Source organism: Rhodococcus sp. UFZ-B548 (assembly GCF_903819475.1).
GTDB classification, from domain to species: domain Bacteria; phylum Actinomycetota; class Actinomycetes; order Mycobacteriales; family Mycobacteriaceae; genus Rhodococcus_F; species Rhodococcus_F erythropolis.
On the sequence record NZ_CAIJDS010000001.1, the window covers coordinates 124119 to 150485 of the forward strand.

20 protein-coding genes are annotated in these 26367 nt (G+C 60.6%); 8 read left to right on the forward strand and 12 right to left on the reverse strand.

What is annotated here, in order from left to right; all coding sequences use genetic code 11:
• Positions 1 to 19: 19 nt before the first annotated feature.
• The 7 genes from H7C86_RS00610 (at position 20) to H7C86_RS00640 (ending at position 9232) form a co-directional block, all read left to right on the forward strand.
• Positions 20 to 1786: an alpha/beta fold hydrolase gene (locus H7C86_RS00610; RefSeq protein WP_020970280.1), complete on the forward strand. Its 1767-nt coding sequence runs from the start codon at positions 20 to 22 to the stop codon at positions 1784 to 1786.
• Between the two features lie 11 nt (positions 1787 to 1797).
• Positions 1798 to 3204 (forward strand): O-antigen ligase, encoded by a 1407-nt coding sequence (locus tag H7C86_RS00615; protein ID WP_020970281.1) that lies wholly within the window; start codon positions 1798 to 1800, stop codon positions 3202 to 3204.
• Positions 3132 to 4154 carry a glycosyltransferase family 1 protein gene (locus H7C86_RS00620; RefSeq protein WP_259349002.1) on the forward strand — a complete coding sequence of 341 codons (1023 nt, stop codon included), beginning with the start codon at positions 3132 to 3134 and terminating at the stop codon, positions 4152 to 4154. The genes H7C86_RS00615 and H7C86_RS00620 overlap by 73 nt, the downstream gene beginning before the upstream one ends.
• 7 nt (positions 4155 to 4161) lie before the next feature.
• A complete protein-coding gene (locus tag H7C86_RS00625; protein ID WP_019744637.1) occupies positions 4162 to 5751 on the forward strand; it encodes a flippase in 1590 nt (529 codons plus the stop codon).
• Complete coding sequence (locus H7C86_RS00630) at positions 5748 to 6836, forward strand: glycosyltransferase family 4 protein (protein ID WP_259349003.1); 1089 nt, start codon at positions 5748 to 5750, stop codon at positions 6834 to 6836. The genes H7C86_RS00625 and H7C86_RS00630 overlap by 4 nt, the downstream gene beginning before the upstream one ends.
• Positions 6829 to 7914 carry a beta-xylosidase gene (locus tag H7C86_RS00635; protein ID WP_182260923.1) on the forward strand — a complete coding sequence of 362 codons (1086 nt, stop codon included), beginning with the start codon at positions 6829 to 6831 and terminating at the stop codon, positions 7912 to 7914. The genes H7C86_RS00630 and H7C86_RS00635 overlap by 8 nt, the downstream gene beginning before the upstream one ends.
• A 229-nt stretch (positions 7915 to 8143) precedes the next feature.
• Positions 8144 to 9232 (forward strand): cellulase family glycosylhydrolase, encoded by a 1089-nt coding sequence (locus H7C86_RS00640; protein WP_134999506.1) that lies wholly within the window; start codon positions 8144 to 8146, stop codon positions 9230 to 9232.
• Here H7C86_RS00640 and H7C86_RS00645 read toward each other — a convergent pair.
• Entirely contained in the window at positions 9229 to 11016 is a 1788-nt protein-coding gene (locus H7C86_RS00645) for a hypothetical protein (protein WP_182260924.1), read from the reverse strand. The genes H7C86_RS00640 and H7C86_RS00645 overlap by 4 nt on opposite strands.
• 92 nt (positions 11017 to 11108) lie before the next feature.
• On the reverse strand, positions 11109 to 11888 hold the full coding sequence (locus tag H7C86_RS00650) for an N-acetyltransferase (protein ID WP_141488620.1): 780 nt from the start codon (positions 11886 to 11888) through the stop codon (positions 11109 to 11111).
• A gap of 53 nt (positions 11889 to 11941) precedes the next feature.
• Here H7C86_RS00650 and H7C86_RS00655 point away from each other — a divergent pair, with 53 nt between their 5' ends.
• Positions 11942 to 12463, forward strand: coding sequence for a YdcF family protein (locus H7C86_RS00655; RefSeq protein WP_020970286.1), 522 nt, complete (start codon positions 11942 to 11944; stop codon positions 12461 to 12463).
• Positions 12464 to 12523: 60 nt separating this feature from the next.
• Here the strand turns inward: H7C86_RS00655 and H7C86_RS00660 are convergent, their stop codons facing one another.
• From H7C86_RS00660 to H7C86_RS00705, 10 genes are all read right to left on the reverse strand, one after another.
• Complete coding sequence (locus H7C86_RS00660; RefSeq protein WP_141488619.1) at positions 12524 to 14005, reverse strand: sugar transferase; 1482 nt, start codon at positions 14003 to 14005, stop codon at positions 12524 to 12526.
• A 319-nt stretch (positions 14006 to 14324) separates the two neighbouring features.
• The gene (locus H7C86_RS00665; RefSeq protein ID WP_046378951.1) at positions 14325 to 15161 is read right to left on the reverse strand and encodes a MazG family protein; all 837 of its coding nucleotides are present in this window, start codon (positions 15159 to 15161) and stop codon (positions 14325 to 14327) included.
• A gap of 7 nt (positions 15162 to 15168) precedes the next feature.
• Positions 15169 to 18795 (reverse strand): transcription-repair coupling factor, encoded by a 3627-nt coding sequence (mfd, locus tag H7C86_RS00670; protein ID WP_182260925.1) that lies wholly within the window; start codon positions 18793 to 18795, stop codon positions 15169 to 15171.
• A gap of 128 nt (positions 18796 to 18923) precedes the next feature.
• On the reverse strand, positions 18924 to 21509 hold the full coding sequence (locus H7C86_RS00675; RefSeq protein WP_182260926.1) for a glycosyl hydrolase 2 galactose-binding domain-containing protein: 2586 nt from the start codon (positions 21507 to 21509) through the stop codon (positions 18924 to 18926).
• A 2-nt stretch (positions 21510 to 21511) separates the two neighbouring features.
• Positions 21512 to 22498: a DUF1839 family protein gene (locus H7C86_RS00680; protein ID WP_019744648.1), complete on the reverse strand. Its 987-nt coding sequence runs from the start codon at positions 22496 to 22498 to the stop codon at positions 21512 to 21514.
• The gene (locus H7C86_RS00685) at positions 22498 to 23454 is read right to left on the reverse strand and encodes an amino acid--[acyl-carrier-protein] ligase (protein ID WP_031333718.1); all 957 of its coding nucleotides are present in this window, start codon (positions 23452 to 23454) and stop codon (positions 22498 to 22500) included. Before H7C86_RS00685 ends, H7C86_RS00680 begins: the two co-directional genes overlap by 1 nt.
• Positions 23451 to 24641: an acyl-CoA dehydrogenase family protein gene (locus H7C86_RS00690; RefSeq protein ID WP_042952515.1), complete on the reverse strand. Its 1191-nt coding sequence runs from the start codon at positions 24639 to 24641 to the stop codon at positions 23451 to 23453. Before H7C86_RS00690 ends, H7C86_RS00685 begins: the two co-directional genes overlap by 4 nt.
• Positions 24638 to 24880 carry an acyl carrier protein gene (locus H7C86_RS00695; protein ID WP_003946296.1) on the reverse strand — a complete coding sequence of 81 codons (243 nt, stop codon included), beginning with the start codon at positions 24878 to 24880 and terminating at the stop codon, positions 24638 to 24640. The genes H7C86_RS00690 and H7C86_RS00695 overlap by 4 nt, the downstream gene beginning before the upstream one ends.
• Entirely contained in the window at positions 24873 to 25331 is a 459-nt protein-coding gene (locus H7C86_RS00700; RefSeq protein WP_182260927.1) for a holo-ACP synthase, read from the reverse strand. Before H7C86_RS00700 ends, H7C86_RS00695 begins: the two co-directional genes overlap by 8 nt.
• 286 nt (positions 25332 to 25617) lie before the next feature.
• Positions 25618 to 26259, reverse strand: a complete 642-nt coding sequence (locus H7C86_RS00705; RefSeq protein ID WP_003946317.1) for a ScbR family autoregulator-binding transcription factor — start codon at positions 26257 to 26259, stop codon at positions 25618 to 25620.
• Positions 26260 to 26367 lie beyond the last annotated feature (108 nt).

A 26367-nucleotide genomic window follows, 5' to 3' on the forward strand; every position in this document is an offset into this window, starting at 1 on the left:
GCAACCGATCTTGACCGGAGTGATCACCATCGAGACTCAACTGGCCACGTGGTTCGGGTCGGCAGACAGGCCGTTGCTCGGATTCGTTCACGTGCCCTCTTCAGGAACTGTCCGAGAAGCCGTGGTCATGTGTCCCCCGCTGGGCAAGGAGCACATCGACACCTATCGCGGCATGCGACTTCTCGGCGAAAAACTCGCGGCACAGGGTATGGCAGCTTTTCGTTTCGAGTACGCGGGAGTCGGCGACTCGGCCGGCGCCGAAGACGATCCTGACGCTCTCACCCTCTGGCTGAAGAGCATCGTCAGCGCTGTGGACTATGTCCGACGAGCGGGCGCGGAATCCGTCAGTATCGTCGGACTGAGAGTTGGGGCCCTCCTGGCAGCGTCGGCATTGCAGGAGTGCGGAGCCGTCAACTCGATAGTCCTGTGGGACCCAATTCTGACCGGCCGCAACTACCTCAGGGAACAACGTGCGTTCTATGCGATCAGCGTCGGAGAGGACGATCCCGCCGACTCACGTGTGTCGATCATGGGTGGCGTGCTGGCACCCGAATGCGCCGACCAACTGTCACGTCTCCGCATCACCGGACCATTTCTCGGACGTCCACGCACCCTTCTGGCCGTGAAGTCTTCGGTACTGGACAGCAGGGCTGTCGCCGGGCTCGCAGCAACTCTTGATCCCGAGATGATGATCTTGGAGAACCACGACGCGTTCACGTCGCCTCCCAGTTTCTACGTCGACATCCCCTACACACACATCAGCGAAATTGCACAGTGGTTGGATCGCCACGCGCCCACGAGTTCCTCCGCGTTCACTCCCGCGATCACCACCACAGCTCGCGTCGCGGTCACCGAAGTCGGCGAGGAGGTGTTCGAGACGTTGGAACGATTCGGTGCTCAGGAGCTCTTCGCGATCCGCACGCATCCCGCAACTTCTCCCGAATCCGAGGCAGGCAACATATCGACCACCGATGCGCCTCCCGAGCGCGGACTACTGTTCTTCACTACGGCAATCGAGCATCGAGTCGGGCCTGGCCGCTCGTGGGTGACCATCGCTCGTGAGGCCGCGGCTCTCTCGGTCACGAGTCTCCGATTCGACCGACGAGGGGTCGGCGACTCGGGTCCGATCGACGCCGACAATCCGACGTCGGTCTATTCACACGCGGCAGACGAGGACGCACGCACTGCCGTTGCCGCACTCGGCGCAGATCCGAGAAACCTCGTGATGACCGGATTGTGTTCGGGGGCATGGACCTCAGCGTCCATGGCGCTCCAGATGGGTGCGAGATCGACAATACTCGTGAACATGATCTTGTGGTCGGTGAGGCGCAAGAAGTCCCTGATGGATGCTGTCTTGCCGGAGGCTCCTCGAATCGATCCAGGTGCCGAAACCACGAAACTTCCCCTCCGCGGACGGGTGAAAGGCGTACTGCAGTCCCGTCTCCCCTATCCCGCGTGGAAGCTTCTGGGAATCAGGGGAATCACGCAGGTTCCTGAGGTAATGCTGGAGGCACTCTGCAAGCGTGGGGTGGATACCACCGTCATCCTCTCCCCCGCGGACGCCGCATGGTTCAATCAGCAACGCGGACCCGAAGGCGTTGCCCGGATGACTCACCGAGGACAAACGTTCAACGCGATCATGCCACCGGTCGGCGATCACCCGTCCTACCATCGTGACCTCCGAAATATCGTGCAAACAAAGGCGATTTCTTCGATAGCGAAAGCATTCGGAATTACGACGGTCCCTCGGGCCGACACGGCGAATGCGAACCGGTTCATCGCGTGAACACATCATTCATGATTGTTGCTGCAATCTTCGCAGTACCCATCGTCGTTGCGATCTACCAGCGACCACAACGCGGCTTGCTGCTTGTTGCACTGTTCGCTCCGCTCCACGGTCTGTTGGCGATCATTCCCGGCGGGACATCGATGGCCGGTTGGAAGGAGGGGTTGCTCCTGCTCACGTTGGGATGCACCTTCGTCAGCCCCAATCGCCTTCGGGTAGTGCGCCCCTCGATGCCTTGGTGGCCGGCTGCCGCGGCCTGGGTAGCTTTCGGTTCCGCGTCAGCACTGCTTCTGTCCGGTATCGCCGGGGTGACATCGATAAAGATCACCTACTTCTACATCTTGATACCCGTCATTCTCTGGCGCGCACCGTTCTCGCGGGACGACCGAGATCATCTCGTGTCCGTCCTGATGGGTATGGGGATACTGACAGCAGTCATCGGACTCCTTCAGCAAGCAGTAGGGCCTGCATACCTGGTGGATCTCGGCTACAGCTACACCGAGCAGATTCGAATCACCGGCTCGATCTTGCGAAGCTTCAGCACTTTCACCGGTCCGTTTGCGTTCGGTCTCTTCGTGATGCTGAGTTTGATCGTCGGCATTTCGGTCGCTCTCGCGGATCCGAAACGGCTGCGCAACATTATCTTTCTGGCCGCAACTCCGATCATGGTCGTAGGCATGGGAGTCTCGATTGTGCGGGCCAGCTACATCGGGTTGGCTGTCGGGCTTCTCTGGATTGCCGTATACAAGTATCGGTCTATCTTGATGTTGTTCGGCGCGGCTGCCGCTGCCGTTCCCTTCGTACTTCTGTTGGCACCACCATCAATCGTCAAACCACTGTTCTCGTCGTACAGTCTCGAAGAACGCGGTAGCGGATGGTCGTCGACAATCAGCTCGCTGTTCGTGCATCCACTCGGGCAAGGTTTGGGCGCAACAGGATCCGCGGCGGCAAAGGCGGCGGAAGCAGCACAACCGATGCTCAACACGATGACGATCAAGGCCGCGACAACACTTGGGCTGATCCCCTATCAGCCCGACAACTACTACATGAAAGTCGCAGTCGAGCTCGGACCGATCGGCTTGTGGATTTTTGTCCTGGTCCTCATATCTTCCGGAGCGTCCGCGCTGAGGGCATCGCGTGTGCTTCCCGGCTCGGACGGCGCTTTGGCTCTCGGTGTCAGCGCCTCGATCGTCGCGGCCGCGGTCGCTTCTGTCGTCTCGACATATTTCGAGATATTTCCCCTCGACCTCTACTTTTGGCTACTGATTGGAACCGTGGGATGCGCACTGACTCAACACCACTCGGAGAAAGAAGCGATATCCGATCACGAATCACCCTCGGAGCCATGGCACTCCGACCTGGTGGGGGCGGCGTCCAAACCTATGCACGCGAACTACTCCGAGAACTCTCCCCACTGATCAGCGAATCGACGAACCTCAGCGCAACGGTGCAAATCGACGCTGTCGATGAGATTCCAACCGGAGTGCGCGCCGTGACGCGCCCTGTTGCCTCCGGAGCACGCAGAGCCGCGTGGGCGATGGTGCCGGTCGCGGGCAGCGACTTGTTCCACAGCCTCGACGTCGACCTCCCGATCGGGCAAGGCGGCCTGAAGATCTCGACGTTTCACGACATGTCGGTATTCGACGTTCCGTGGGCCTTCAGTCGATATCGAGCAGCTGGCGAACGCCGACTCCTGTCCGCGGCGCTACGCAAGGCCGACGTCGTCATTGCAGTATCGGACTTCACCGCCGAACGAATATTCGCACTGAGCGGTCGGCATGCCGTTGTCACGCCGCTGGCACCCGCATCCTGGGCCACGATCCCCACCGAAGCTGCAGTGGCCGAAGTTCGGAGGCGATTGAAACTGCCGGAGCGATTCGTGCTGCAGGTCGGAACGATCGAACCTCGAAAAGATGTCGCTCTGGTCGCCGAAGCGTGCACGGAGCTGTCGATTCCTTTTCTGCTGGCGGGCTCCGGCTCGACGGGCCCCGACGCGCCCCGTTCCGCCCGAGGATTGGGTTACGTCGCGACAGAAGACCTTCCGGCACTCTATTCCGCCGCAACTGCTGTCGCTTACTCCTCCCACTACGAGGGGTTCGGTCTGCCGCCACTCGAAGCCATGGCGTGCGGCGCGGCAGTGGTTGCGAGTGCGGTCGGAGCACTGACCGAATTCGCCGACAACGCCGCCGTGCTTGTCCGCAAGCACGACAAGGCTCCCTGGTTGGCCGCTCTTCGCTCAGTCGTCCTGGACGACGATGTCAACACCGCACTCCGTATATCTGCGCCACGTGTCGCGGCCCGATCGACGTGGACCCGAACAGCCGAATACACGGTTGACGCGTACCGCACTGCAGGGCTGAGCGTGTGAGTTGCTCATGACGAATCGCAATTCGACGGGCACCGAGCCCGTATCGCCGCGAGAGTTCGCCGAATTGCGCCAGGCCGCTATCGACAAGTTCGAGAAGGAACGTCGCGAGCGAGAGACGAAAATCCACGGGCCGGCCGCTCCGGATTTGACTGCGAACGATGCACGCCGAAGCACTGCGATCATGCTCGGAAGCCGGATCGCAGTGGCAGCGATGGGGTGGACCGGCTCGGTTCTGATCGCGCGTTCGATCAGCCCTGACGAATTCGGTCAGTTCTCCCTCATCTTCGGATTGCTCGGATTGTTGTCCGTCGTCACCGATCTCGGCGTCGGCCGAGTGGTGCTCGCGAAGTTGGTCGAGTGCAATCCGTGGGAAGTTTCGCTGGTCACCACCGCGTTCATATCCCTACGGGTCGCCCTTGGTCTTTTCGGATACATCGTCGCGGTGGGTTATGTCTGGATTCTCCGCTACCCCGCAGAAGTGGTCGAAGCAACGGCGGTCGCTGGTTTGGTCGTTGTCGTTGCCACTCCCAGCCATGCACTTTCCGTCATGTACCAGAGCCGCCTGCGCATGACGTATGTCGCAATCGCCGAGGGCGTCGGGCAACTCGCCCAGCTTGTCGCGACCATCGTCGCGGTTTTGTGGCAGCCGATCCTCCTCGTTCTCGTCATCCCTGCGGTCATCAACGAAGTGGTCGCGGCCGTCGTGAAAGTGCGCGGTGTCCGAAAGGGCGTCGCCGGGCCAAGGCCGTCGTCACGAGCGCAGTTTCGTAGGTGGCGGGAAATGCTGATCGAAGCAATCCCTTTGAGCATCGGCTTCGCTTTGGTCACGCTTCTGTCCAAAGTGGATGTGCTGCTCTTGGGCAAGCTCGATACTTTCGATTCGGTCGGCTTGTACACCATCGGGTACAAATTCGCGGACCTTCTGCAAATCGTCGCAATCACCGTAGTCACCCCGGTAACAACACTTCTCGTGTCATATTGGCCCGACAGCGTGGGAGTGTTCCGCGAACGAAGCCGCGAAACATTCATCGTCCTGACAGTTCTCGGGAGCGCATCGATCGCCGCGTTCTGGCCTGCTGCCACCGGAGTGCTCACCTTTCTGTACGGAGAGCGGTTCGCAATTGCAGGGACCTCGACGCGACTGTTGGTGCTTGGCGCATGCTTCTCGATGCTCACCCAGTTGGGGTTGATGATCCTGGTTGCGAGCGGCCGGCATCGAATATATCCGTGGATTGCATTGGGCGGCTTACTCTTCAATATCGTGGTCAACATCGTGTTGATTCCTCGAATGTCATTCAACGGAGCGGCAGTTGCGACCGTATCGACCGAACTGCTTCTTTTCGTTGCAATTTGGATTGTAGTGCGGCAAAGTCTGCCGGTTCACAGAATGTTTCCGATGCTCCCGCTCGGAGCGGCCGTCGCCCTCTGCGCGGTGGTCACAGTGGCAGGAACGATCTGCGTCGAAAGGTTGGGCGTGCCATGGCCAGTCGTTTCGGTTCTCGCTCCACTTGGGACAGTCGGAATCTATGCACTTGTATCGCTCGCGGGCGGGAAGTCGCCACTCGCAATGGTAAAACCCGACAGGGAAGTAAAATGACACGAACGATCATTTTCGTCAGCCACACTGGAGAGATCTCCGGCGCCGAACTGGTCATGCTCCAACTGATGCGTTTGGCACACGAGCAGGGTTTCACGGTAACGTTGGCTTGTCCGGAAGGGCCGCTGAGGGATCGCGCACGCGCGTCAGTCGACTTCGAAACGGTCACGCTACCAACCCTGTCGCTCAGAGGCGAAGGGGGTCTGGCACGCGTCCTGGCGATTCTCGAAGTTGCAAAGAATTGGCGAATTGCCGGGCGCATCATTGCGTCTCGGGCTCAGTCGGCCAGCTCGACCGTGATAGTCAACTCACTGTTCGCATTGCCGGTGATCAGGCTCGGCCGCGTACCGCAACGTGCAACGTGGCTTGTCCACGACACTCTCTCGAGCACAAAACAACGAATCGTCGTACGGATTGCAAAACCCGGGATCCGACGAGCAGTCGCCGTCTCCGGACCGACCTCGCTTCCTGTTCTTTCGCTGGGAATTCCCACCTCGGTATCACGACTTGGTGTTGTAGTTCCCCCTGAGGTAACGGAAGTTCGATCACCGGCACGCCGAGTTGTCGGAATCATCGGGTCACTGACGCCGTGGAAAGGCCACTTGGTGTTGATGGATGCCATCGCCCGCACAGTAGACGTCCAACTCGAAATCGCCGGACTTCCGTTCCCTGGCGACGAAATGTACGCACAAGTACTACGTGAACGCGCACAGCAGTCGGATCTGGCGGGTCGCGTCACATTTCTCGGATATGTCGATTCACTGGCAACTATCAAAGGATGGGACATCGCGATTTCTGCGAGCACCTCTCCCGAAGCCGGCCCACTCGTGGCACTCGAAGCAATGAGCATCGGAGTGCCAGTCGTCGGAACAGATCTCGGCGGCACCAGTGAGCTACTGGGGGACGGCGCCGGATCGCTCGTTGAGCCATCTGATTCAGTAGAACTCGCAGCCGAGATAACGAGACTGTTGGAGGACGGGCGTGCACGATCCGAATTGTCACGCATCGGCCGGCGGAAGGTAGAGGACCGATATGACATCCAGAAGAATCTTCCGGCTCTGCTGAAGGAGCTCATCGATGGCTAAGGCACGTCGAGTCGCCGCAGTCGCAGTGGTCTTGTTGATTGTCGGATTGGTAGTCCATTCTTCGATTACCGCAACCGGCGAACCTTGCGCAGTTCAACCTTCGTCAGACAATACTGGCATCGCACTTGGTTCCGGCTATACCGCAATGAGTGACGCCGAAATGGATCGAACGGTGGAAGCTATTCGATCATCGGGTTCGCACTGGGTCAGATTCGACATCGACTGGTCCGCCATCGAAAGTACCGAGGGCGCCTTCGACTGGTCCGGAACCGATCGCCTCGTGGACATCGCAAAATCTTCCGGACTCGAGATTCTGGGTCTCATCACCTACACGCCTGCCTGGGCAAGAGATCCGGCAGCGACGAGTCCTGACACGCATACCCGTCCGGCCGACCCGGACGGGTTCGGTAGGTTCGCGGCGATTGCCGCTGCCCGCTACTCGAATTCCATTTCGTCATGGGAGATCTGGAACGAGCCCAATCTCCAAACATTCTTCAATCCGACGCCGGATCCTGAGTATTACTCGAAGCTGCTCGCCGCATCGAGCGTAGCAATCGAGGCAGTGCAACCGGGCGCAACAATTGTCTCCGGTGGCTTGTCCCCCGCAACTGACAACGGCGCTGACATAAGCCCCACGACGTTCCTCGCGAACATCTACGAATATGGAGCTGGACAACACTTCGACGTTGTCGGAATGCATCCGTACACCCACCCGGCACTGCCCTCGGACCCGTTGACTCGAAACTGGAACTCTTTCTATCGAATGCGGCTGATGCACGACACAATGGTTGCAAACGGCGACTCGACCAAATCTATTTGGGCGACCGAATTCGGGGCACCAACAGGAACTGGTCTCGACGCTGTGACCGAGTCGATGCAAGCCGAGATACTGCGTGACGGATTCAACGAAGCACGTAGCCTCGGGTTCGTTCAGAAGGTCTTCGTTTACAGTCTCCAGGACCGCGGCTCCGATCCCGGTGATCGCGAACAAAACTTTGGCCTTCTGAATCTCGACTTCGAACCGAAGCCCGCTATGGCCGTGTTGCAAGATGCAAACGAAACTGGAGGATGCCTCTGAACTATTGATCATTTTCGACCACAGTCACCGAGAAAATCGGACAATACCAACCGGCGCATTTCGCAGTAGCACCCAACCGGACGGAAGTACTGCAGAACCGACTTCGAGACTGGTGCCAAGTGACCCAATTCATGCAATTCTTTGATTTGTCGGATTGGTCATCTAGTTCGGCTTCCAACTTGTCTGTCCCGCACCGGTTTCGAGTCACTGTGGAAAGAAGGTGGTCGACGTGAGTCGACTTCGATTGTCCCTCGCCTGCGCCCTGTTGACTGTCGGGTCATTGAGCGCGTGTGCACCGAGTCCAGTTCCAACAACAACCCCAACCCCGAACTCGACGTGCAGTTCCGTTGGTTTAGGGATCGCCGCGGGCGCCCCACTCAACGGTCTCTCTCAGAATGATCTCGATGCAGAACTGACCGCAATGAAGAATGCCGGCGCGACCTGGCTCAGGTTCGACGTCGATTGGTCCGCCGTCGAATCAACCAAGGGCCAACAGAATTGGAGCGCAACCGACCGCGTCGTCGATCGAGCACGTCTCCAAGGATTGAGCGTCTTGGGAATCGTTACGTACACGCCGGCTTGGGCTCGCGTCGCCGGGGTCAGCGATACCCACGGGTATCCATCCGATCCGGCCGCGTTTGCCAAGTTTGCACAACAAGCAGCACAACGGTACTCGAACAGAATCAGCACTTGGGAGATTTGGAACGAACCGAACCTGACACAATTCTTCCGCCCCAAGCCGAATGTGAACACCTACACTGCACTCCTGAAAGCCGCATCTGCAAGTATCCGTGCGGTACAACCGGGTGCAAAGATTCTCAACGGCGGTTTGGCACCGGCCGTCGACAACGGATCCGACATCTCACCGGTCACATATCTCAAGGGTATGTACGCGGCAGGAGCAAAGTCTTCATTCGATGTCTTTTCGATCCATCCGTACAGTTGGCCTGCGCTACCTTCGGATTCGTCCACCCAGAATTGGAACACTTTCTACAGGATCCGACTGATGCGAGAATCGATGGTGCAGAACGGGGACAGCGGAAAGAAAGTCTGGGCAACCGAATTCGGAGCTCCGACAGGTACAGGCCCGACCGCCGTCAGCCCGCAATTACAGGCCAACATCATCTCGGATGGATTCGCGCAAGCAAAGGTGCTCGGTTACATCGAGCGCATTTTCATCTACAGCATGCGTGATCGCGGAACCAACACTTCGGATATCGAACAGAACTTCGGTCTGGTCACGATCAATTACACTCCGAAACCCGCACTCGCAGCGGTGAAACAGGCAGTTGGAGGGTGCAGCACACCCAAGATCTAGTGAAAGCCCGGTCCTTCAGGATTCCGACTGTCGTCTGCTGAATCCGAACGTATAAGGCTCACGCGAGTTCTTTGCCTCCTCTTTCGAATTTCCGCTATATCTTTGGAGGTCAACATAATTCGTTCGGTCGAGGCTTCGGAGTCGATGCTGTCGGCTTCCCCGGACGCCTTGACACCAGTTGCATCATTGCTGGTCGACTCCGCTCCGGAAATTTCCACTGCGGACGCCTCGACTCCGGCGCCCTCGACATCAACATCAACAGCCTGCACGATCTGCGGCTCTTCGAGCTCGACCCCTGCGCTCGGCTTGGGCGTAGCCTTCGGCAGGTTCTTCTTCGCAATACTGACCGTTTTCGCATCCACCAGGCTGGCGCGATCCCTCCTCGAATCCAGGGCGGAAGTATCCATTCCGTAGGGCACGGCAACGGAAGGCTCGTTCAGTCGCGGCGCACCGGACTTCACCCAGGCGCTGTCGGACGGGGTCTGTGAGTTCGTGGCCGAGTTGGTCGGCTCGGCCGCCAGTTTCACTGAACTTGCGGGCCTGCGTCTGCGACGCAGCACCGCGAGGGTAAGTACGTCGAGGAGAGGCTCGGGAGCAGACGGACCCACGAGTACCAGTGTTCGCGCAACATCGACTTCGGCCAAAGCCCTGAGGCATTCGACGATCTCCCGTTGGTTGGCGTGCTGTGCGGAGACAACAACCAGGGCAAACCCGGTTCCATTGGAGTCAAATCGGCTCCACCAGTCCGACTTCAGCGAATATCGGGAGACCCCGGATCGCACGTGCGCAGGAACATCCCATGATGTCGAGGGGACGCCGTCACCCGAAAGCACCAGGACATGATCACCGAGACTTGCACGCTGGCATATCGTCAGCGCGAGGTTCGGTGGAAACTCAGCGGCTTCGGAGTGCTGCAGGAGTAGTGAGGCTCCGTATTTCCGGGCCGTTCGACGTGCCCACGCGTCGGTCACTCGCGAACTGAATCGACCCCGGCAGGCAGAGAGGATTTCGGCAGCGAGAATGAGGACCACCAAGAACGCAACCGCCGACTCGACGAGCGGCTTCGGTGCAACCGGCAGACCCGTTCCCGCGGGGGCGGAAAGCAACTGCAGTCGGTCGGAACCGGATACGGTCGATCTCAACTGGCGCAACTGCTCCAGCCTCGCGTCGAGATCCGCCTTGATAGTCGGATCGTCGGCGGGCGTCTCGTATTCGTCCAAGCTTTCTCGCCGCGCTGCGTCCAAGTCCCCGTTCAATCGAGCGATGTCGTCGGTGAGAACTCGGGTACGACGATCCAGCGTGTCTGCATTGCGTCGCGCCTGCGCGTCGCTCAAGGTGGCGACGACTATTCGTGCCAACGCGTCCGCGTCAGCCTGACTGAAGGCAGTCGCCTTGACGAATACCAATGCCGGAGAAGTACCCGGCGTCACCGAGATGTGGCTCGAGACATCCGCTGTCGTCCACCCGTTATTCAACTGGCCGTGGATGGCGGCAACCACATCGCTATCGGTGGCCAGTGCGACATAGGGGGCAACCAACTGGCCGAGGTTCGCGTCCGTCACGACGATTTGAGAGGCAGACTGAACCTCCGCGACGATGTCGGATTGATACACCGGTGTCGCGCTTCCCCGCACAGCGTAGACAATCCCACCGACGAGCAATGCGATGACAAGAGCGGGGAAGAACACTCTTGCAAGGTTTCGTGCATGCCTCACCAGGTCGAAAGTGGGCGGAACGCCGAGTTCGCGACGTATCGCCGCATCCCTGGTACTCGAATCTGCCATCTTGAGTACCCCCGACTGGATCGCGCGTTGAAGCGTAGCTGAAAGAAACCAAAAGTTTGCCGAACGCACACAAACATACCTGACGGCTGATGTCAGCTACCAAGTAGCCATCGCGGTCGCGACCACATCTGCCAGTACTCGACGATTTCGGCTCCGCTCGCGTCGTACAGAGCATTGCCGGCAGCGCTGGCGAGACCACACACGGCGCCGTCGCCGACAGCCTCGAATGCGGCTGCCGACACTTGCCGAAGGACCCGCAACCCATGTCCGCGCCGCTGTCCTTGCGCCCTGGTTCCGGCCGCCCACACAGTGCTGATGGGCTTACCGAACGACAGCATCGCTGCGGTCTGCAGCGTGTCGAGTTCGAACAGGCCGACGACTGAACGCTCACTTGGTCGGTCGGGGGCCGCCTCCTGATACACCAGAGTCGCAGATTCGCGATCGATACCGAAAACATCCTCCGCAAGTTGCCGTGCTGAACGCAGGTCGCCACCTTCCAGGATCCGCACCGCGGCATCCGGCGCTGACGGAGAATTCGGTAGCGCGCGTAGCGAACTCGAACCTACGCACACCCACCCTGCATCCGCGAGGACGGTCGCGGCATCCAGACCCGCCCCGGCGAGCATGACAACGGTGCGCAGTCGCTCTGCGAGCACTCGTTCCACAACGGCGACCGTGTTTTTCCGCACATCACCCCCATGGACCAATGCAAGGTTGTAGCTGGGATCGGGTGCACCCGTGAGAGCGATCCACCAACCGTCGTCGGCGAGATACACACCGGTCTCAGGTACGAGTCCAGACATGTTCTGCCCATAGGCATCCCGTAAGGCGGTCAACCCCGCCACCGTCCGAAGTGGTTGCCATCCGATCATCGTCGTCTCCTGGGTCCAGGTATTGTGGGGCCATCAAACAGATCAAATCGGCCTTGAAGATTGCGGGCATACCTCTATCACTCCTCGCCCTTGGTGCGGCAGCGGGTTGGCCCGTCTTCGTCTCACCCAAGATCGATGCACCACGAAGTGCTGACGCTATCGTTGTCCTCGGCGGAGCACACGACGGACGCGAGGAGGTCGGAATCCAACTGATGAAAGACGGTTACGCACCACGCCTGATCTTCTCGAATCCTTACGGCGACAACGACAAGAAGATGCGGTCGATCTGCGAGGGTACGTTCGACTTCCCTGTCGACTGTTTCGTCCCCTCACCGTCCACCACCGAGGGCGAGGGGTTCGAAATCGAGAGAATGGCCAATGCCAACGGATGGAAGACTGTCATCGTCGTGACTTTCGTTCCTCATATCTCGCGGGCGCGGCACATCATTTCGCAGTGTTATCAAGGAGAACTGGTCATGGTCGCAAGCCGTCCGGAACTCTCGATCGGGACGTGGGCATTCAACTACGTTTACCAAACTGCCGGCTACGTCAAGAATCTGTTCTCGCATTGTTGAGCTCGACAGCTGACAGGAGGGTGCCCGGCGCGGATATCCGCGCCGGCACCAACCGCGTAGTCAGTACGCTCCGTCGCTCTTCGCGACCGCTGAGACGGTACGACTAATGATCGAAAGATTTTGCAGGATAGACCAATTCTCCACGTAGGAAGAGTCCAGTCGAACAGATTCTTCCCACGAGAGGTCACTGCGACCACTTACCTGCCAGAGACCGGTGATACCAGGCTTGACCAGCAGGCGCCGGGCAACCTCGTCGTCGTACATCTCGACCTCGCGCCGCAACGGCGGCCGCGGACCGACAACGCTCATCTCGCCGCGAATGACGTTGAAGAACTGTGGTAGCTCGTCGATGCTCAATCGACGAAGGATCTTGCCGACGGACGTGATTCGTGGATCCTCCCGCATCTTGAACAACACGCCTCCCGCGCCTTCGTTGTCCCCCATCAGATCGACAACCTGCTGATCGGCGCCTTCCACCATGGTACGAAACTTCAACATAGGGAACGGTTTCCCGTTGAGGCCGATGCGTTCTGCCTTGTAGAACACCGGACCTTTCGACGTGAACTTGACCGCAGCGGCGGCGGCGACCATGACCGGCGCCACGAGGAGGATCATCAGCATCGAGAACACCGCGTCGAAAACAGCGGGCGCAAGCCGGTTGGCGCCCTGGTAGCGCGGTCGCGCAACGTGAATCAACGGGAGTCCCGCCGCCGGGCGAAACATCAAGCGAGCCTTCGACACGTCGGCTACGACCGGTGAAACCACCATGTCGACGCCCTCGGCTTCGAGGTCCCACATCAGCTTGCGTATGCCCACCTGCCCGAGGTCTTCGGTTCCGGTGACGATGACGGTGTCTGCGCCGCTTGCGCGCATTGCCTCGACCACCTCGAACTCGTTGCCCAATACCGGGACCGCTGCGCCGTCGACGACGATGTGATCGTCCAGCGCGGTCGCCCGACGCGGAATGCACGCTCCCACAACGTCGTAGCCTGCCGAGGAGTCCCGCACGAAGGCTCGCGTGGTAGCAACGACGGACGCGTGTCCACCGACCAACAGCACCGAGTTGCGGCAATCCCCGCTCGCACGCTTCTTTCGAATGTCGCGTCGCCAGAGGTAGCGCCCGAGAAGCAGCGCAGCGAGCCCGACGGGCAGTGCGATCATGAGATAGCTACGCGCGATTCCTACGCCGAGAATGATCCCGGCCAATGCGCCCACTCCGAAGACTTGGCCGGTAGCGAGCAGCACCTTCTCGTACTCGTCGCTGCCCTCGCCCAGCATCGACTGATGACGGCTGCGTCCGCGTGCGAGCGCGATCATCCACAGCCCTCCCAGCGCTGCAGACGCAATCACCTTGAGTGGTGTCAGCCACTCGATGGGATGCGGCCACATGCTGCCGATCTGTGCGAGCGCGATCACGAACAGAACCGTGATCGAATCGCTCACGGCAATCCGCTTCCGGTATGCCCGACGCCAGTCGGTGCCGACATGAGCGGAATCCTGCAATGCTGCCGACCGGCTCTCCACCTCAGCATGAACGCTCATTTGCCATCAGTCCTTCTAGTCATTCGAATGACTTCAGCGGGTCGAACGGATTCAGCGGATCGCTGATCGGTAGCCACTGCGAGCCTCCAGGTACGGCAACACCCCGCCGGTTGCCGTACCTCGCTGCTCGCAGTGCAGAAACGAACCGTCATCGGACCCCCTACATAACTGCCGATCAAGGGCCACTTCGTGCGATAAAACGACCCAGTGTTGCTCATTTCGTACGTAAACATACCTTAGGTTTGTTTCAACTGCACTCACCGAGTCCAAGCTATTTTCCGGTTGCCAGATGATTACCGGGCAATTACGTCAAAGTGGGCTAATCCTCCACATTTTCGAGACGTCTTCCCTCACGAATCCGAATGTCGGCGATCAGCATGTCCAGGGCGCCCAGGAGTGCAGTGTCGGCGCGTCGGCACTGTTCGATCAAAGCTTCCAGATCAGCTTCGTCGGCGCTTTCGATCACACCGGCTTTGGCGGCCCTGCTCAGTACTTTTTCGGCGAGGAGCAACGGCGGCTGCGACCGAGCGATGCCGTCCATGGACGACGCGCGCGCCTTCTCGGCAGCCTTCAAAGCGTCCCACGCCCGCTCCTGCTCAGCGATGTCGACCACCCCGGAACTGACCAGGTGCGGGCTGCGATGCACGAGTTTCGCGATCAGTGCGCCGGCCACGTCGTCCAATTCGAAAACGCCGTGAGATTGAGCGATCCGCGAGTGGAACAACACCTGGAGCAACAGATCGCCGAGTTCCTCACGGAGATCGCTCTCGTCGTCGCTTCGAATCGCGTCGAGTACCTCATAGGTCTCCTCGACGAGGTAAACCGAGAGGCTCTCGTGCGTCTGGGTCGACTCCCAACCGCCGCGATTCCACAACCGGTCCATGATCGACGCCGCTTCCACCAATCGATCGCCGTGAATGGGTTCGGCGCGAATCATCTTTACCCCAGCGGCAGACAACGCCTCGATCTTCGGCTCGGCGGTGTCCATCATCACAGTCACCGCGGCGCCGGGTGTCGTGGCAGGCAATGCGCCGCGTACCGAGTCGGGAACGTCCGGGTCGATATCGATCGCGCCGGACAGGAACGGGAGCGCCTCCAGCGGAAAGACATGCGGCCGCAGAGGATCGAGCAGTACGACGACGGGCGATTCGTTCACCGAGTGCTCACGCCTCGACCAGGACGGCACCGGCGGCGCGCCCGTCTATCGCCAAGATGAAGTCCGCGATGTATTGAAGTAGTTCGACGTCCCGCAGGCGATCCGAGCCGACTCCGCCGGTGCGAGGCAGCGGGAGTTGCACGAGCCCGGTCGTTGCCCGGTACTGCGCGCTCGGATAGATCCTCTTGAGCCTGATCTGTTTGGAATCGGGCAGTGACATCGGCGAGATCTTGAGCTGAGTTCCGGTGACGGCGACTTCCTCCAGTTGGTACTCGCGGCAGAGCAGTCGAAGCTTGGCCACCGAGATCAGCCGTCGAACCTCTTCGGGCAGTGGGCCGTAGCGATCGACCAGTTCTTCGACTACGGCAGCGATGCCGTCGGAATCAGTTGCCGCAGCGAGCTTGCGGTACCCCTCCAACCTGAGCCTGTCACTGGTGACGTAGTCGGGCGGGATGTGCGCGTCCACCGGTAGGTCGATCCGGACTTCCTTCGTGCCCTCGTCCATGGTGATCGGTTTGCCGTCGGCTGCAGCCCGGAAGGCTTCGACCGCCTCACCGACCAGCCTGACATACAGATCGAACCCGACGCCCGCGACGTGGCCGGACTGCTCTGCGCCCAGAACGTTTCCGGCTCCACGGATTTCGAGGTCCTTCATCGCGACTGCCATACCGGCGCCGAGGTCCGAATTCTGCGAAATCGTTGCCAGTCGGTCGTATGCCGTTTCCGTCAACGGCTTTTCGGCCGGGTACAGGAAGTATGCGTATCCACGTTCACGACTACGCCCGACGCGTCCGCGGAGCTGATGCAACTGCGAGAGGCCAAGCGAGTCCGCACGTTCGACGATCAGTGTGTTCGCGTTCGAGATGTCCAGACCGGTTTCGATGATCGTGGTACAGACCAACACGTCGAAGTCGCGTTCCCAGAAGCCCTGCACGGTCTTTTCGAGAGTGTCCTCGTTCATCTGACCGTGCGCGACGACGACGCGAGCCTCCGGGACGAGTTCACGGATCTTCTTGGCCGCCTTGTCGATCGAGCTGACACGGTTGTGTACGTAGAAGACCTGACCGTCGCGCAGAAGTTCACGCCGGATGGCCGCGGCAACCTGCTTGTCCGCATACGCGCCGACGTAAGTGAGGATCGGATGACGTTCTTCCGGCGGTGTGAGGATCGTGGACATCTCACGGATCCCGGCCATGCTCATCTCGAGAGTACGAGGAATCGGGGTAGCCGACATCGTCAAGACGTCGACGTGGGTGCGTAGTGCCTTGATGTGTTCCTTGTGCTCGACTCCGAATCGCTGTTCCTCGTCGACGATCACAAGCCCGAGGTCCTTCCAGCGAATACCGGTCTGCAGCAACCGGTGAGTACCGACGACGATGTCGATCTCGCCTTCGGCCATGCCGGCGATGATTTCCTTCGAGTCCTTGGCGTCGGTGAAACGGGACAGCCCTCGCACCTTCACCGGGAACGACGCCATTCGTTCGGTGAACGTCTGAAGATGTTGCTGTGCAAGCAGAGTCGTCGGGACCAGTACCGCCACCTGCTTGCCGTCCTGGACTGCCTTGAACGCGGCACGAACGGCGATCTCCGTCTTGCCGTACCCGACGTCACCGATCACCACCCGGTCCATCGGAACCGGCTTCTCCATGTCGGCCTTGACCTCACTGATGACGGTCAACTGGTCGATGGTCTCGGTGAAGGCGAACGCGTCTTCGAGTTCCTTCTGCCACGGCGTGTCCGGGCCGAATGCATGCCCCGGGGCCGCCTGACGCGCAGCGTAGAGTTGAACCAACTCACCCGCGATCTCACGAACCGCCTTGCGGGCCTTACGCTTGGTGTTCGCCCAGTCGGATCCACCGAGCTTGCTCAGCGCAGGCAACTCTCCACCGACGTACCGGGAGAGTTGATCGAGCGATTCCATCGGGACGAACAGACGATCACCCGGGTGACCACGCTTGCTCGGCGCATACTCGATGACCAGGTATTCACGACGCGCCCCGCCGATGGTGCGTTCGACCATCTCGACGAACCGGCCGATACCGTGCTGATCGTGCACGACCATGTCCCCTGCAGACAGCGCGAGGGGATCGACCTGATTGCGGCGCTTGGCCGGCAAGCGCTTTCCGTCGCCGACCGCAGCAACGCGGTTGCCCGTCAGATCGGACTCGGTGACGATCACCATCCCCGGCGTCGAGTCGTCGCCGGCGAGTACCAGTCCGTCGTGCAAAGACCCGCGGAGCACCGCGACCTGTCCGCGGGCAGGGGTCGCTCCGCCATCGAGCATCTTGGCGGGCACTTCGGCTTCACCGAGTCGCTCGACGACTCGGCTTGCTGTGCCGGCGCCTGCCACCACGATCGCCGCGCGACCGCCCGTGCTCACGTGTGCCCGGAGGCTGACGAACAGCTCGGCCAACAGGTCGTCGGAACCACGTACCTGCGGTGCCGCCTGAACCGGGATTTCCAGTTCTTCACCATTTCCCGACGCCAGCGGGCTGACCGCCCACCACGGACGGCCGGCAGCTTCGGCAGATTCGCGAACATGACGAAGCGACCGGTATGCGGAGGCACCGAGATCGACTCCCCCGCCGTTGAGGATCGACGTGTCGAGCGGTGCAGCGCCGCCGATCGATGCCGCCGTCCACGATGCTTCCAAGAATTCCTGGCCGGTGCGCACCAGATCGGTGGCGCGGGTGCGCACCTTCTCCGGATCGCACAGAAGGATGTGCGCCCCTACCGGAAGGACATCGGAAAGTAGTTGCAGTTCACCGGGTTTGAGAACCGGAAGCAGAGCTTCCATCCCCTCGACGGGGATACCTGCCGAGATCTTGTCCAGCATCTCGACCAACGACGCGTCAGCCTGATTCTCAGCAGCGAGTGCCGCAGCTCGATCGCGAACATCAGCTGTCAGAATCAGCTCACGACACGGCGGCGCGATCACGGAATCGACGTCGACGTCCGGTAGTGAACGCTGATCGGCGACAGAGAAGTACCGAAGCTCCGATACCTCGTCACCCCAGAATTCGATACGTACCGGATGATCCGCCGTCGGCGAGAACAGGTCGAGAATGCCGCCGCGGACCGCGAACTCACCACGCTTTCCCACCATGTCGACACGGCTGTACGCCATCTCCACCAGACGAACCAGAACAGAATCGAAATCGATCTCGGTGCCGACGCGCAACGTGATCGGCTCGATCTCGCCAAGACCCGGCGCCATCGGCTGAACGAGAGAGCGCACCGTGGTCACGATCACCCGAAGAGGCGAGCCGTACGAGGCGTCGTCTGGTCTGGCGAGTCGGCGCAGTACCTCCACCCGTCGCCCAACGGTGTCCGCGCTCGGCGACAGTCGCTCGTGCGGCAATGTTTCCCACGACGGGAACTGCGCGACGCCTCCACCGAGCATCTCGGTGAGTTCTGACGTCAGATCGTCGGCTTCGCGACCGGTGGCCGTCACCAGCAGCACCGGAGTGCGCGCGGCAAGTGCAGCGGCGATGAATGGTCGAGCCGGCTTCGGCGCCACGATGTCCAGGGCAGGCGCACCGATCGAGTCGATCACTGGAGTGAACGCGGCGTCTGCGAGGGCGACCTCGGCGAGTCCAGCGAGCGCAGTCTGGGCAGAGGACAAGGAAGTCAACGAACGCACTCCTGAACAGTGATGACGGGTTGCGGACGCACAGCCCGAGCGCAAGATCTCCACCGAGGCAGAGTTGTGCGCCGGTTCGATTCTATCGGTGCGCGATCTCGCAGTGCAGTCCGATCCGTTCAGTTTCCCGTAACGCTCGGCTTCTTCGTCGTCCGCTTGGCCGGTGAAGATCGGGTGGCCGGGGCGCTCGGCGGTGCCACGGCCACGCTGGTGTGAGAGTTGAGCGCCCGAACCCGGCCGATTACCTTCGTCGCCTGGCTGGTTCTCCGTAGACGTACAGTCCTGCGACCGTTCGGCGCGAGGTGGAACCAGGAGTCTTCGGGCTCGAAGCCCTGCAGTTCGAGGGCAACGTATTGGGCGGAAGCATCCGTCGAGACGTCGACTACCCACTCTTCGTCGCCGACGTTGCGCGCCGTGGCGACAAGTCCGACCGACCGCTCGAGGGGCCGTGCCGGACTCCCCAGGAGGTGCACCACTTCGTCCACCATCTCTCCGTCTTCGTCTTCGAGTGTGACGGTGACGGCGTCGTATGTCCGCGCCCCGAACTGAAAGACGTGAGTGAGGTCGGTGAAACGGCCGACAAGGCTGTCCACGGACCAGGTCAGACTCGAGTGCGATTCCACCTTGACCGGTAGCGCGACGTCGACTGGGACGACACCTGACCGACTGTGCGCTCGAAACCTGATCTCGCCGACGACAGGTTCGGCAGTCTCGTTGATCGCGTCGAGCCTCAGTCCGTCCATACCGTCGTCCGTGACCAGGAGCGCGATCGGTTTGGCGCTCCTACGGAGCACGAACCACGGAGCCTTGGGGCTGCCGCTCCAATCGAGGACCCCCCATCCCGGTCCGGGCTCCAGGTCTCGCAGTGCGAGTGTCAAGGCGCCGTCGCACCGAGAATCCGGGCGACGCCAGTAGCCGAGCGTCGAGGCGAACGCCTCACATACGGCTGCTCGCCCCAGGTCGAGATAGCGTTCCGGGTCGGACCACCGGACTTCACGAGCGTCTTCGCCGAAAAGCGCGTGGACGTAGTGATCCCGAACATCCTCGAAATCCCACGACGATCCGTTGTCCCGCGGCACCGCGGCTTTCCATGCCGGGTGGTGCCCTGCGACGGCGAGCGAACCGAATTCGTTCTCGATCACGGCATTCGACGGTGGAATCGAAAATGCCAATGATTCGGTCGCAAAACGTACTCGCGCGCTGAGCACGTCGGCCAGTGGACGACGATAGGCACCCACCCCGAAGTAGTGAGCGACCCCGCTTCCGACATGCGTTGCCAATTGCTCTCCCCCGCGAGGCGCCGAGGGCGACGACGTCACGTATTCGAGTTCAGGTGCCACCGCTGAGATCAGCTCCGGCAGTCTCGAATGAATGAGCGGGATGTGTTGATCGACCAAGCCCAGCATGGTCGGTTGCTGTTCGGTCTCGCTGCCGCCGCAGAAGACTGCCAAAGCGGGATTTCCACGCACTCTGTGCAAGAACGCGGTGACCTCTGCTGCAACGAGTTCGAAGAATTCGTCGGTGTCGGGCGGATCAAGCGTCGCCAACATCATGTCCTGCCACACGAGAATGCCCAGTCGCGCGCATTCCTCCCAGAAGTGGTCGCTCTCGTAGACCATCGTCCCCGGGATTCGAATCATGTTCAGGCCCGCCTCAGCCAGGCGTTCCAAGACACGAGTGGTGCCGGCGTCGTCTTGAAGCGAGATCGGGTCGGTCGGCACCCACACCGAACCACGGCAGTACACCCGGATGCCGTTGACATTCAAACGGAATCCACCATCGGATCTGTCGGCCTCCACCGTCCGGAAGCCCACTGAACCGAGATGCTCGGAGACTCCGATCGTTTCTATCGTCACCGGATACGTGCGAGGAGCGCCATGAGTGTGCGGCCACCACAACTGCGCGTCCGGCACTTCGACGACGCCGGACACCTCGAGGAATCCGTCCGGTCCGGCAATTACAGCCAATTGTCGCGAGTGTTCGCCGACGCGCACGGTCACGTACTCCAGCGAGGCCGGCAATCCGGTGAGCCGAGCGCTGACGGCAACGTGACCGGTTGTGCCGTCAACACTCGCGTGCTTGACAGCCGAGACTACGGCGGCAACTCCCTTGTCCAACAACCGGATACCCCGCCACGGTCCCACCGGTACCGGAACGCCACTGAATACGGGAGCCATACCGAGCATCGTGGTTCGGATCCACCGAAGACCCTGTTCACGGACCATCGACGAGCGCCAACGTCCTCGAGGACGCCTCGATCTCAGAATCGCGGACAGAGAATGAAAATGAATAGCGACCTGGACGCGTTTACCAGCGCCGACTACGGCCGGAATGCTCACTTCCCCAGGCGTGAACATGGATTCAGTGGACGCGACATGGACGCCGCCGATCCAGACATCGGCAAACGCCGTCACACCGTCGAACTGGAGCAGCCACGACCCCTCACCGGTCGTGGCCACGGTAGTCACGAACCACCAGTCCGATGATGCAACAGACGATGATGAAACCGACGACGATGCAACGGACTTCGTGCGTCCGGCGTCCGTTTGCGCCGCCTGTATCGCACCAACGACTGTCCCAGGCACAGACGCTGCGACCCACTCGGTCACGGTTTCGAGGGCATCCGGATCAGATATGGATCCGGGTTCGGTTGCAGCGCATCGCCATATCACGCCGGCCAGCAGGTCTGCTGACGAACGAGGCACTGTTAGACCAACCTCAAGTGTCGATGCGAGTCGACGCCGACTGTGTCGGCAACGACTTCCATCGCTCTCTTCCACGACACGGCCATCTCGTCGAGTTGCTCACGCGGGTCCACCGCGCGGCCCCTGGAGGCACGCGCCATCTGAAACTGCACGCTCTTGGCCCCGGACGCCACTTTGCGGAAATCTGGCGCAGCTTCGCCTGTCCCGGAGAAACCTGCAGTGTCCAAAAACTCGCTGGCGTCGGCTGCCAGCTCCGCGCTGGCACCACACTGACGAAGTAGCCCGAAGGACCAGAGGTGAAAGGCATCCATACCCGCCCCCTGCACCCATTCGAGGTCGTCGATCACCCGGCGTCCCAGCTCTCGCACGGGATTACCCGCGGCTCGAACCGCTACGTTCCGCCGAGCCACTTCGGCGATGTTTCCGGCGTTGGTCGCGTGAACCGGATTCAACCTGATCTGTTCGACGTACGGCACGAACGAAGGAAGTGAGGAACGATCGAGATCGAAGACACCGGAGAAATCGTCGCCTCGCAGCAAGTAGTACCCGCTGTTGTGGAAGTATTCGAGCTCGCCGGCAACGCGATCGATCCGATTGGGCACGATCGTGGTCTTGGTGTGCCCCTCGTGATAACTCGTTCCGAGAGTGTCGGGAAGCCAGTATCCGTCGACTTCAACCGTCGACAGCATCCCGACCGCGAGGTTGTCCTCGACATGGATCAGCGGGGCCCGCCAGACGTTCATCTCGGCGACTTCGATTCCGTACAGCGCGTAGATGTCCTCGGCCTTGAGCTTGAGGAACGTCCACTGAGTCCCGTCGAACCGCGATGAGAAGGCACATGCCAGCGCCGGGACGGGGTCCAATCCCAGCGAATGCAACACTTCGATCCACAGATCCGTATAGCAGTTGGTCTGCGCCCACACCCGGTCGTCCTGGTGCAACGAATGGGGTTGGTAGCGATCAGGTGAAATGTCGATGAGCCGGGACATCAGATGCCCATTCGTTCGCGTACGGAGGTTGGCCACGCAGCCACATCAAGACCATGAGTCCGCAACAAGGACAACGCGATTCGCTCCATCCCGAAGCCGACGCACGAGCTGTGCGCCACCTCCCCCTCCGCCGTTCGGATGTCGAAGTTGACACCGAAATGGTCGAGATGGTTGTTCGAGGACACGATCGCCGTGCCCTCGTCGAGATCTCCGTAGAGCCGAACCGTCAGTTCCGTCTTGAGATTCTCTTCACGCTGGTTGGCTGCAAGCATCTTTCCGGCGCGTCCGAAGAAAGGATCATTGGCAATCACCGGGGTGGCGTCGAGTTCGAGCCGGCCGAGCACCTCGAGCCCCCGCTCGATCCAGTGCTCGCGATGCGCTCGCGCTGCCGCGGCGTCACCGATCGTCACGAACTCGTGCATCCGAAACGCTTGCATGCGAGCCGGATCGATCGCCGGTTCGTGCCGGAAGCAAAAACCGTAGATGTCCAGCAGCACCCCGCCTTCGGGGAGAACTCCGGTGTATCGCGCATAGGCAGGATGGCACGCTGCGGAGACGAGCATGGTCTCGGTCGGCTCGAGGTGGCGATCCCACGATTGTCCGTCGGCGCGATCGGCCAGCAGTCGCGCGTGATCGCGATTGGAACCAGCGAAGGTGTTGATGGCGCCGGTGAGGTTGGGAAACGAAGCGATGTAGTCGGTGCGCTCGAAACTGCTACGAGGGAACACCGGCGGGAACCGCAGCCGAGTCGCGGCGTCGCCTGGCCCCGCTGCAACCACCACTCGGTCGATACCGTCGACGATGTCCTCGAACACGCCGGAACGCCCGTAGAGTCCCGGTACCTCTGTCTCGACGAGTAGTCCTTCGACGAGCAGTTCGCGTTGAAATGCAGCCCGAGCCCGATCCAGATCGGTCTCGCCTGTCACAGTCTCGGTTGTCACATTCTCCGTCGTCATAGCGTTCCCCGGTATCCGATAGCCATGTGCGCTGAACCTGCCATGATTCGATCGTTGTTCACCATCACCGCTGCGCCGTGCGCGTCACGAAGGTGCCGACCGAGTGAAAATTCGGTGTCCTCGCGATATCCCGAGATGCCACAGATCAGCATTGTCTGCCCCACGATTTCCACCACCGCGGTGGAGGCTGTGACTTTCAGGTTGTTCATCGCGAGCGAAAAGCCCACCGCTCCCGTCGCCTCGAAATCGGCGGCGCCTTCCGCAGCGTGAACTGCGCGGTCGTACCTGCGTGCAGAGGCGTCGACAAGATCGGCGAATTGTTGTGCCGAAGCAGCAACTTCGGCGAGCCGCAGCGCTCCGGGGGAAGTGACTCCGGGCTGCTTGCGGGCGGCGGCACGCACGTACTTGCGTGCCTTCTCGACTGCAGCGTCGGCAATTCCCAACCACACCGAACTCCAGACGACGTGCGAGACCGGAAGCATCGTATGGGTGGAGATATCGGAATACGGTACGTCGGCGACCATCTCGGGCGTCGAGGTGGCCCGAAGGATGTAACCAAGACTGCAAGTTCCCCTGAGTCCCAGCGTGTTCCACTCGGTGGTGCGTTCGAGCGTCAGGTCTGGGGTACGACACACAACGAGAACCTGATCGTTCGGCTGACTCTCCGGGGTTCGCCGAGCCGTCACGACTATCGCGTCGGAGTGTTCGCCGTACGAAATGACAGGCGCGTTCTTGATCAACAGCAGATGACCGCCCAAGTCTTCGACCGCGCAGTAACTCCGGCTGACGTCGCCACCGATTCCCAGCTCAGTGGTTGCCGATGCCAACAGCAGTTGCTTGTCGACCGTTTCTTCGACAAACCCGCGTAGCGCTTCGGTGTTGCCGTGCTTGACCAACGAGTAGATCTGCGTCTGATGCATCGCGAAGATCATTCCGCTTGCTGCACAGCGTGTTCCGATCACACGGGCGATCTGCGACACTTCCTGCAGCGAGAGTCCTTCGCCGCCTAGTTCCCTCGGCACAGCTACCGACAGCAGCCGTTCGCTTCGCATGGCGTCGACAGTTTCACGCGGAAACCTTGCCTCGGCATCGACTTCGTCGGCCCACACCGCTGCAACTTCGTCGGCCAACCGTGTGGCCCGCTCGAGGGCTGTCCCGGTGGCGCACTGCGATTGCGGAGCGTTCATGCAGCACCCAACTCCGTCAACGCACCCTCGATCGCCTTGACGCTTGCGAAGGTACTCTTCCGCAACAACTCGTCAGGAAACTCGATGTCGAACGAATCCTCCAGCGCCAACATGACATTCACGCTCGCGTGCGACGTCAAACCCAACTCGTAAAGATCGGCCTCTCCATCGATCGTGCTCACGTCGACTGCCAGCCGACCGTGCTCGACGAGCACTTTCCGAATTGCCTGATCAATCATCAGCGATGTCGTCCTTCTTTTCGATGCGAGCGCCCGAGCGTGTTGCGATCACCATTGCGATGGCCACGTCCGCTTCGTGCGAGATAGATACTTGAAAATCGTGCAGATCCTGGGCCCGCGCGAGTTCCGCGGCATTACCGGACAGCGTCACCCCACAGCCACCCCACTCGGCCCGAGTGATTTCGATGGAATTCCACGGAACGGGGACGTCACCGGGCCGCAGTACCTTCACAACAGCCTCTTTAGCGGCGAAGCGTGCAGCCAATCGTTGATCCCGTGCCGGCCCGGCGCACGTCTGCAATTCGTGCGGGGTGAAGGTCCGATCGAGATACCTCCGCCCGAAGAGTTCGATACTTCGAGTGACATCCACGACGTTCACTACGTCACAGCCGATCCGCGGGCCGATATCGAGCATCGGCGTCGGCGTCGGCGTCGGCGCAGTGTCACCCATCTGTTGACTCCCCATCTGGGGTCGTACACGCCGGGCAGCCCCCTATGCTGCCCGGTGCGCCGACGCCGTCACCCTGCCCTGACAAACCTTCATTCTCAGCAATTCTTCAGCTACCGGTAGAACATACCGCAATCCGAAGATGATGGGCAAGATCAGACTTCCAGATTCCCATCAACACTATAAACATACTCTCAGTTTGTTTCGAATGCAGAACAAAGAGAACAATGTCGCTACCAGGACATTTGCAGCAAACTGACCAAAGGAGCAGTGCGGAGCGCCAGTGATTTCAGTGATCGCTGGCAAGGCGGCGGGCCGCGAATTGCCTGAAGTACTCCACTTTCGATTCCGGGACCACGATCGGGAGTATCAGGTTCCACGATGCCTTCATGGAGTCCGAAAGCTCACGAACGGTCCCGGTCGCGGCTGCCATCAGCCGAACTCCGGACGCCACTTCCAACAGGAAACGAGCGATGTCAGCAGAATCCGCGTCCGAACGCAGATCACCTTCGTCTGCCGCACGGCTGGCAAGTTCACGGTAAATATCGAGCCACACGTCCAGAGTCGCCGGCCCGGAGCCCCGATAGTCCCCGATCTCGACCAACAAGCGGAACGTCGCTCTAACCATGGCGTCATGCGCACCGATGTCGACGATGACCGACGAAATACCGATCAGCGACTCGAGTGCGGGAGTGCGACGGTCCAACCAGAGCTCACATTTTGCGTCGAAACGCGCCGAACCCTCGTCGATCACCGCCCGCGCGAGTTCTTCCTTGGACCCGAAATGGAAGTACAGCGCGCCTTTGGTCACCTGCGATTCGGCGATGATCTCGCTCAAGCTGGCATTGGCATAACCCAGGCGCAAGAACACACCGGCTGCTCCGCGCAGCACCGAATCACGGGTGGCTTCTGCCCGTTCTTGCCTCACCATCGATCCGGCCTCCAATCACCACACATCGAACGAATCCTTGGTCTTACCCGTTCACAGCGTCAAAATGGAAGGCACGGTTCGGCATTCAACCCACCCTGCAAACAAATG

Coding starts and splice junctions, on each gene's coding strand:
- H7C86_RS00695 (WP_003946296.1), bottom strand. CDS start 24,880: ATGATTGATCAGGCAATTCGGAAAGTGCTCGTCGAGCACGGTCGGCTG.
- H7C86_RS00690 (WP_042952515.1), bottom strand. CDS start 24,641: ATGAACGCTCCGCAATCGCAGTGCGCCACCGGGACAGCCCTCGAGCGG.
- H7C86_RS00660 (WP_141488619.1), bottom strand. CDS start 14,005: ATGAGCGTTCATGCTGAGGTGGAGAGCCGGTCGGCAGCATTGCAGGAT.
- H7C86_RS00650 (WP_141488620.1), bottom strand. CDS start 11,888: ATGATCGGATGGCAACCACTTCGGACGGTGGCGGGGTTGACCGCCTTA.
- H7C86_RS00635 (WP_182260923.1), top strand. CDS start 6,829: ATGGCTAAGGCACGTCGAGTCGCCGCAGTCGCAGTGGTCTTGTTGATT.
- H7C86_RS00625 (WP_019744637.1), top strand. CDS start 4,162: ATGACGAATCGCAATTCGACGGGCACCGAGCCCGTATCGCCGCGAGAG.
- H7C86_RS00615 (WP_020970281.1), top strand. CDS start 1,798: ATGATTGTTGCTGCAATCTTCGCAGTACCCATCGTCGTTGCGATCTAC.
- H7C86_RS00680 (WP_019744648.1), bottom strand. CDS start 22,498: ATGTCCCGGCTCATCGACATTTCACCTGATCGCTACCAACCCCATTCG.
- H7C86_RS00700 (WP_182260927.1), bottom strand. CDS start 25,331: ATGGGTGACACTGCGCCGACGCCGACGCCGACGCCGATGCTCGATATC.
- H7C86_RS00620 (WP_259349002.1), top strand. CDS start 3,132: ATGGCACTCCGACCTGGTGGGGGCGGCGTCCAAACCTATGCACGCGAA.
- H7C86_RS00685 (WP_031333718.1), bottom strand. CDS start 23,454: ATGACGACGGAGAATGTGACAACCGAGACTGTGACAGGCGAGACCGAT.
- H7C86_RS00630 (WP_259349003.1), top strand. CDS start 5,748: ATGACACGAACGATCATTTTCGTCAGCCACACTGGAGAGATCTCCGGC.
- H7C86_RS00705 (WP_003946317.1), bottom strand. CDS start 26,259: ATGGTGAGGCAAGAACGGGCAGAAGCCACCCGTGATTCGGTGCTGCGC.
- H7C86_RS00645 (WP_182260924.1), bottom strand. CDS start 11,016: ATGGCAGATTCGAGTACCAGGGATGCGGCGATACGTCGCGAACTCGGC.